Annotated in this window: 1 pseudogene; it reads right to left on the reverse strand. The window is 32.7% G+C overall.

The window, feature by feature from the left end:
* A pseudogene (locus ASJ81_RS14640) lies at nucleotides 1-578 on the reverse strand (IS630 family transposase); the annotation flags it as partial.
* Between the last annotated feature and the right edge of the window lie 114 nt (nucleotides 579-692).

Below are 692 nucleotides of genomic sequence, written 5' to 3' on the forward strand. Positions count from 1 at the left end.
TTATTGCCCAACATTTTGATCTGTTTGAGTCTACATAAAAACTACTTTCATCCTGTGTGACGAACAAATAGTTAGGATTTAGGAATCTTTTTTTTGATTTCAGCAATAAATTCGTTTGTTAATTCCTGATTTCGCCTTTTTGATTGAGGTCTACATATAATTCTACTAAACCCTAAATTTTTAATAATTTGCCTCATTCTTGATTTGGAATAAGATATCCCAAATTTCTCTCTGACAAATTGAATTGCATCTTTTGTTTGCCAACCACGAGAAAAACCATCGTCTGTTGGGATAGGTTTTGATAATGCTTCCCTTAATTCAGAGAGTTGCTCTGCAGTTAAATAGGACTTTACTCCTCTACCAGGTTTACATTTAAGGCTAGACAAACCTTCTTCTTCAGCTCTTTTCATCCAACGATGAACTGTTGAACGGTGAACTGAAAAATCTTCTGCAACTTTAGCCGGACTCAAACCATTTTTAACCAACAATAATGCTTGAAGTCTTAGCTTCTCATTTTTGTCACAGGAACGACAGATAGCTGTAGCAATATCAGGAGTAGTAAACATCTCTAAACTCATAACTAACTTAATATTATTATATCAAATATATAAATGTTGCATTATACAATGGTGTGACTATATGTGATTTTACTTCTTGATTAAAGTCTTTTAAGATCGAATGTTAATTTTTCG

Source organism: Methanosarcina spelaei (assembly GCF_002287235.1).
Lineage (GTDB): Archaea > Halobacteriota > Methanosarcinia > Methanosarcinales > Methanosarcinaceae > Methanosarcina > Methanosarcina spelaei.